Annotated in this window: 6 protein-coding genes; 4 read left to right on the top strand and 2 right to left on the bottom strand. The window is 75.4% G+C overall.

Annotated features, from left to right (window positions below):
• Window positions 1–368: 368 nt before the first annotated feature.
• Window positions 369–950 carry an Rv1733c family protein gene (locus ABT300_RS24735; RefSeq protein ID WP_351679501.1) on the bottom strand — a complete coding sequence of 194 codons (582 nt, stop codon included), beginning with the start codon at window positions 948–950 and terminating at the stop codon, window positions 369–371.
• A 211-nt stretch (window positions 951–1,161) separates the two neighbouring features.
• Between ABT300_RS24735 and ABT300_RS24730 the strand changes: the two genes are divergently transcribed.
• The 4 genes from ABT300_RS24730 (at window position 1,162) to ABT300_RS24715 (ending at window position 5,251) form a co-directional block, all read left to right on the top strand.
• A complete protein-coding gene (locus tag ABT300_RS24730) occupies window positions 1,162–2,316 on the top strand; it encodes a WD40/YVTN/BNR-like repeat-containing protein (RefSeq protein WP_351679499.1) in 1,155 nt (384 codons plus the stop codon).
• A 141-nt stretch (window positions 2,317–2,457) separates the two neighbouring features.
• Window positions 2,458–3,135, top strand: coding sequence for a uracil-DNA glycosylase (locus ABT300_RS24725; RefSeq protein ID WP_351679497.1), 678 nt, complete (start codon window positions 2,458–2,460; stop codon window positions 3,133–3,135).
• The gene (locus tag ABT300_RS24720; RefSeq protein ID WP_351679495.1) at window positions 3,132–4,139 is read left to right on the top strand and encodes an N-acetylglucosamine kinase; all 1,008 of its coding nucleotides are present in this window, start codon (window positions 3,132–3,134) and stop codon (window positions 4,137–4,139) included. Before ABT300_RS24725 ends, ABT300_RS24720 begins: the two co-directional genes overlap by 4 nt.
• A 188-nt stretch (window positions 4,140–4,327) precedes the next feature.
• Window positions 4,328–5,251, top strand: a complete 924-nt coding sequence (locus ABT300_RS24715; protein ID WP_351679493.1) for a sirohydrochlorin chelatase — start codon at window positions 4,328–4,330, stop codon at window positions 5,249–5,251.
• A 167-nt stretch (window positions 5,252–5,418) separates the two neighbouring features.
• Here the strand turns inward: ABT300_RS24715 and ABT300_RS24710 are convergent, their stop codons facing one another.
• Window positions 5,419–6,465: a lactonase family protein gene (locus ABT300_RS24710; RefSeq protein WP_351679491.1), complete on the bottom strand. Its 1,047-nt coding sequence runs from the start codon at window positions 6,463–6,465 to the stop codon at window positions 5,419–5,421.
• Between the last annotated feature and the right edge of the window lie 131 nt (window positions 6,466–6,596).

The following is a 6,596-nucleotide window of genomic DNA, read 5'->3' as shown; positions in this document are numbered from 1 at the left end:
CGAGCACGGCGAGCACGGCGAGCACGGCGAGCACGGCGAGCACGGCGAGCACGGCGAGCACGGCGAGCACGGCGAGCACGGCGAGCACGGCGAGCACGGCGAGCACGGCGAGCGGATGATCGCCGCGCTCGTCGACTGCCCGGGCCGCTTCGCGTGGCGCCGTCCGGGCCGGGGGCAGGGGCCGTGGACCTCGGGCAGGTCGCGCGGAGCGGCCCGGCTCACGGCCGGGACCGCGGTCTGCCGTGTCGGCCCGACTCGCCGTCCGCGCGGCCCGACGGCTCCGGGAGAGCGCAGGGCACGGCGGAGCGGCCCGTGCCGCGCGCCCGTGAGGGCGGGCGCGGGCGGGAGGCGGTGGCCCGCCGGGCGGGTCAGTTCGCCGGACGTCCGCGCAAGGCGTCGAAGCGGGCCCAGTCGATGTCCCACTGGGCGACCCGGCGGCGTTCCAGGCGACCGCGCAGGACGCGGCCTCCCGCGAAGGGCAGCGTCGCCACGCCGAGGCCCGCCACGCCGCCGACGAGGGACGCGCGCAGGCGGGCCTGGGCGGCGCCGACGGGCTCGGTCACCATGCGGCCCCGGGGGTCCGTCCAGACCGTGACGGGCGTGCCGGCGGCGCTGCCGGGGCCGACCCTGACCTGCCCGGTGTGCGTGGAGCCGTCGGGTCCCGTCCAGCCCGCCCTCGCCCACACGCGATCGCCGCTCGCGGACCCGCTCGCAGCGGGCTTGCCGGGCGCCGGGTCGGTCAGACGACCCGTCAGCGGCCGCCACTCGACGCGCTCGCGCGCGAGGCCGTCCTCGACGGACCCCGCCGTCGCCCACCCCGCCAGGACGCCGGCGAGCACGGTCAGCGCCCACACGCCGAGCACGACCCAGGACTCCACCATGTCGGCGGGGCGCTTGAGCGGGTTGCGCCGCCAGCGCCACAGCCACACTTTCGGACCACGGAACGCCATCGAAGGCATCCTCCTCACGAACACACGTACATCCCGGCCCCCTCCCATACGGGGCGGGCGGGCCCGATGCTCAGGGCGAGTCCGCGGGCCCGGTGTCCCGCGGCCTGCGGCGTGCCCGCGGACATCGGGGCCGACGGGGCGGCAGTCCAACCGCACAGAGCCGCCAGGGCCGCCGTGACCTGCGACGACGACTTTCCGGAGGTGACTGTCAGTGGCGGGGTGCAGACTGGCCGGTGTCTGTGACGAAGGCGTCGAAGACGCAGCGGAGGTGATCGGCATGACCGAGGTACTGCTCGCCGTGGGCACGCGCAAAGGCCTGTTCGTCGGGCGGCGGCGCGGCGGCGCGTGGGAGTTCGACGAAGCCCCCTATTTCAACGCACAGGCGATCTACTCGGTCGCCCTCGACACCCGCGGCGACCGCCCGCGGCTGCTCGCGGGCGGCGACAGCGCGCACTGGGGCCCGTCGGTGTTCCACTCCGACGACCTCGGCCGGACCTGGACCGAACCGGCCGCGCCGGCCGTCAAGTTCCCCCAGGACACCGGGGCCTCGCTGGAGCGGGTGTGGCAGCTGCACCCGTCCGCGGCCGAGCCGGACGTGGTCTACGCGGGCACCGAGCCCGCCGCGCTCTACCGCTCGCAGGACCGCGGCGAGAGCTTCGAACTGATCCGACCGCTGTGGGAACACCCGACTCGCTCCCGGTGGGTGCCGGGCGGCGGCGGGGAAGGCCTGCACACGATCCTCACCGACCGGCGCGACCCGCGATCGGTGACGGTGGCCGTGTCCACGGCCGGCGTGTTCCGCACGGCCGACGGCGGAGCGCACTGGTCCCCCGCCAACTCGGGCGTCTCCGCGGTGTTCCTGCCCGATCCGAACCCGGAGTTCGGCCAGTGCGTGCACAAGGTCGCGAGGGACGCGGAGCATCCCGACCGTCTCTACCTCCAGAACCACTGGGGGGTGTACCGGAGCGACGACGCGGGAGGGCAGTGGACCGACATCGGCCCGGGCCTGCCCTCCACCTTCGGCTTCGCAGTCGCCGCGCACCCCACCCGCGGGGACACGGCGTACGTCTTCCCGATCAACGCCGACGCGGACCGGGTGCCGGCCGACCGCCGGTGCCGGGTCTTCCGCACCGCGGACGCGGGCAGGAGCTGGGAGCCGCTCTCCGCGGGCCTGCCGCAGGAGGACCACTACGGGACCGTCCTGCGGGACGCGCTGTGCACGGACGACGTCGCGGAGCGGGCCGGCGTGTACTTCGGCAACCGCAACGGCGAGGTGTTCGCGTCGGCGGACGACGGGGACAGCTGGCAGCAGCTGGCCTCGCATCTGCCGGACGTGCTGTGCGTGCGAGCCGCGGTGATCGGATGACGCGGACCGTACGCGCAGGGGTGCGGCCCTCCGGCCGCCCGCCGGCCCGACGGATGACGCTGGACAGGACGCACCCCTTCCGGTCAACAGGCCCTGGCCACTGGTTGATCGTCACGCCCTCCGCGGCAGTAGGGTGACGCCGTGGCACCACGACCCCTGCATGAGATCGTCGAACCGGGCTGGGCCGAGGCCCTGCGACCCGTCGCCGGAAAGATCGCCGAGATGGGCGAGTTCCTGCGCGCGGAGATAGCCGCGGGACGCACCTACCTCCCGGCCGGACAGAACGTCCTGCGAGCCTTCCAGCAGCCCTTCGACGACGTCCGCGTCCTGATCGTCGGACAGGACCCCTACCCGACGCCCGGGCACGCGGTCGGGCTGTCGTTCTCGGTCGCCCCCGAGGTCAGACCGCTGCCCGGCAGCCTGATCAACATCTACCGGGAGCTCACCACCGACCTGGGCGTGCCCCAGCCGTCCGACGGCGATCTGACGCCGTGGACGCGGCAGGGGGTGCTGCTGCTCAACAGGGCGCTCACCACGGCCCCGCGCAAACCGGCCGCGCACCGGGGCAAGGGCTGGGAAGAGGTCACCGAGCAGGCGATAAGGGCGCTGGCGGCGCGCGGCAAGCCCCTGGTGTCCATCCTGTGGGGCCGCGACGCCCGCAACCTGCGCCCGCTGCTGGGCGATCTGCCGTCGGTGGAGTCCGCGCACCCCTCCCCCATGTCGGCCGACCGCGGCTTCTTCGGCTCGCGGCCGTTCAGCAGGGCCAACGACCTGCTGGTCCGGCAGGGGGGTCAGCCGGTGGACTGGCGCCTGCCGTGAGCTTCGGCGCCGGCCCGGACGCCGACGGCGCGGCCGACGCCGACAAGGGCGTCCTCGCCGTGGATTCGGGCGGTTCGGGATTGCGGGTCGCCCTGGGGTCGGCCGGGCGGGGCGCTTTGGGCCGACGCTTGTCCACGGTGCCCGTGCGCACCGGGCCGCACGGCATCGACCCGGTGCACCTGATGAAGCAACTGGTGCCGCTGGTCAGGTCGTTGACGGCCGAGACCGACGCCCCGTCGCCGACCACGGCCGTCGTCGGCGCGGCGGGCCTCGCCACCCTGGGCGACGCGCTGCGCGCCGAACTGCCGTCCGCCCTGGCACGGGAGTTCGGCGTCCGTACGACCGCGCTCGCAGCCGACGCGGTCACCGCCTACGTCGGCGCGCTCGGGGCACGGCCGGGAGCGGTGGTGGCCGCGGGCACCGGCCTGATCGCGGTCGGCATGGATCTGACGGCCTGGCAGCGGGCGGACGGCTGGGGGCATCTGCTCGGCGACTGCGGGGGCGGCGCCTGGATCGGCCGGGCCGGCCTGGAGGCCGCGCTGCGCGCCTTCGACGGACGCCCCGGCGGGTCCGCGGCGCTGCTGGCCCGCGCCGAGGAGCGGTTCGGCCCGATGGCAGGGCTGCCCGGTCGGCTCTACCCACGCCCGGACAGGTCGGCCGTCCTCGCCTCGTTCGCGCCGCCGGTGGCCGAGTGCGCGCAGGACGACCCGGTGGCGGACGGCATCCTGCACACGGCGGCCCGGCACATCGCGGAGTCGGCCGCAGCCGTCTGCCCGCCGGGAGGCGAGCCCCGGGTCGCCCTCACCGGGGGCCTGTTCGCCCTGGGCGACCCTCTCCTCGTCCCCCTGGAGGAGGAGCTGGCGAGGCGGCTGCCGCACGCCGTGCGGGCGCCCGCCGAGGGCGATCCGCTGGACGGCGCCGTGCGCATCGCCGTCGGCCTGGCGGCAGGCACACTGGACCTTCCGCATGAGGAGACGCTGCTATCGGTGCTGTCGCCCGAGTAATGCGTCACGCGTAGGGAACGTACGTCATGCCCCAAAAGGGGGATTACCCCCTTCGAGGGCAAGTCGCCTGGAAAACACGCTGATCACTTCTGATCCGTACGTAACTCATCAGACAAAACCGGACGGATACCGCTCACGTGCACCCTCCCCGAACAGGGGAGCCCAGGAAGCCAGTAACATGCGTCGCCATGAGCTCCCCCACTGGGCCCGCGTCCGGCCTGCCAGTACGAATGCCGCGACCTCGCCAGCCCGGGCGGCACCGCCGACCCGAGCCGCTGGCGGCTCCCGAGGGCGCGCCCGCGCTCGTCCTCGCGGTGCCGGGCACGCCGAGCGTCGCCACCCGCGGTCTCGCCGAGGAGGTCGTGAGCATCGCCCGCTCCGAGCTCCCCGGCCTCGACGCGCGCATCGGCTACCTCGACGGGGACGACACCGAGTTCCCCACACTGCAGTCCGTGCTGACCTACGCGGCCGAGGAGCGCACCGCCCGCTTCGAGCAGGCCCGCGCCGCCGGTCTGGACGTCAAGGAGCCCGACGGCCCGGTCGCGGTGGTCGTGCCGCTGCTGGCCGGTCCGGACAGCGCGCTGCTGCGCCAGGTCCGCCAGGCCGTCATGGAGAGCCGGATCGCGGCCGAGCTGACCGACGTCCTCGGCCCGCACCCGCTGCTCGCCGAGGCGCTGCACGTGCGGCTGTCGGAGGCGGGTCTGGCGCGAGCCGACCGCGCCCGGCTGTTCACCGTGGCGACGGCGGCGGACGGCATCATCCTCGCCTCCGTGGGCGGCGAGGAGGCCGTGCAGGCCGCCGGCATCACCGGCATGCTGCTCGCCGCGCGTCTCGCCGTTCCCGTGATGGCCGCCGCGCTCGACCAGGAGGGTTCCATCGCCTCCGTCGCCGAGCAGCTGCGCACCTCCGGCTCCCAGCAGCTGGCCCTGGCCCCCTACCTGATCGGCCCGGAGATCGACGCCACGCTGATCGAGGAGGCGGCCAAGGAGGCGGGCTGCCCCGCCGCCGACGCGCTCGGCCCCTACCCGGCCATCGGCAAGCTCGCGCTGGCCAAGTACACGACGGCCCTCGGCATCGCACCGCCGCAGCAGCAGGGCGCGCCGGTCCGCTGAGCCGTCCGGCACCACCGCAGGACGCCGTGAAGGGCCCCCTCCCGTCCAGGAGGGGGCTCTTCGCGTCACGCTCCGACGGACCGGACGACCGGATCGGCGGAGGCGGAAGCGGACGTGGAGGTCGAGGTGGCGGCGGCTGCGGGCGGACCCGCCGGGGAGGCCGCGGATCAGCCGAGGACCACGCAGGACGCGGCGGGGACCGCGAGCGAGCCCGCGCGGCGGGGCAGGCCGGTCGTCGGGTCCAGCGTGAACCAGGTGACGTCGCCGGAGCGCTCGTTGGCGACGTAGAGGACGTTTCCCGAGTCGGCGAGGGCGACCGCCCGCGGCCACCGCCCGTGACAGGGCGCCGTCCCGACGAGGCGCAGCGCCTCGCCGTCGGCTTCGACGGCGAACACCGAGAGCACGTCCTCGCCGCGGGTGGCGGCCCACACGAAGCGGCCGTCGGGCGAGACGACGAGGCCCGAGGGGTAGGCGTCCCCGGCCGGCGCGCCCGGCAGCACGGCGGCCTCGGCCAGCGGCTTGAGAGAGCCCTCCGCCGCGTCCCAGCGGCAGACGGTGACCGTCGGCGTGAGCTCGTTGACGACGTAGGCGTGCCGGCCCGCCGGGTGGAAGGCCAGGTGGCGCGGCCCGGATCCGGGGCGCAGGGCGTGTTCCCGGTGCAGGACGGGCACGCCGTCGCGCAGCGCGCAGACCCGCACCGAGTCCGTGCCGAGGTCGACGCTGACCGCCCATCGACCGCTGGGGTCGGGCTGCACATGGTGGGCGTGCGGGCTCTGCTGGCGACGTGTGTGCGGACCCGAGCCGGTGTGCCGCAGGATGCCGGAGGCGGCGCGGGCGAGGGCGCCGTCGGCCCGGACCGGGACGGCGGTGACGCTCCCGGAGCCGTAGTTGGCGGTCAGGACGTGCCCGTCGAACACGCTGAGGTGGGTGGGGCCGCTGCCGCCGACCGGCACCGGCGGCCCGGCCTGTTCGGGCACGTCGCCCGCCACCCGGTACGCCGCCACCGCGCCGTCCGTCGTCTCGCTGACCGCGTACAGCGTCTCCCCGGTGGGCGACAGGGCCAGATACGAGGGGTCCGGGACGCCGTTCACGCTGCCCACCAGGGTCAGGGCGCCGCTGGTCCGGTCCACGTCGGCGACCACGATGCCGGGCCCTCCCGCCGCCGTGAACGAGCCGATGAACGCCCGCCGTCGTCTTCCGCCGAGGTCTGCCACCGCTGTCGCCTCCCGGGTCGCCGCTGCCGCTGATGACGCTGCCGCTCGGGGGTGACGGTAGCAGTCGATCACCAGCGGTCTAGACCAGGCTCGCTCCGTACGGTCCGCGGGCCGCCCTCGCACGGCTCGCA

This window comes from Streptomyces sp. NPDC001027, assembly GCF_040299045.1.
GTDB lineage: Bacteria > Actinomycetota > Actinomycetes > Streptomycetales > Streptomycetaceae > Streptomyces.
This window is presented reverse-complemented; position numbering and strand designations above follow the sequence as displayed.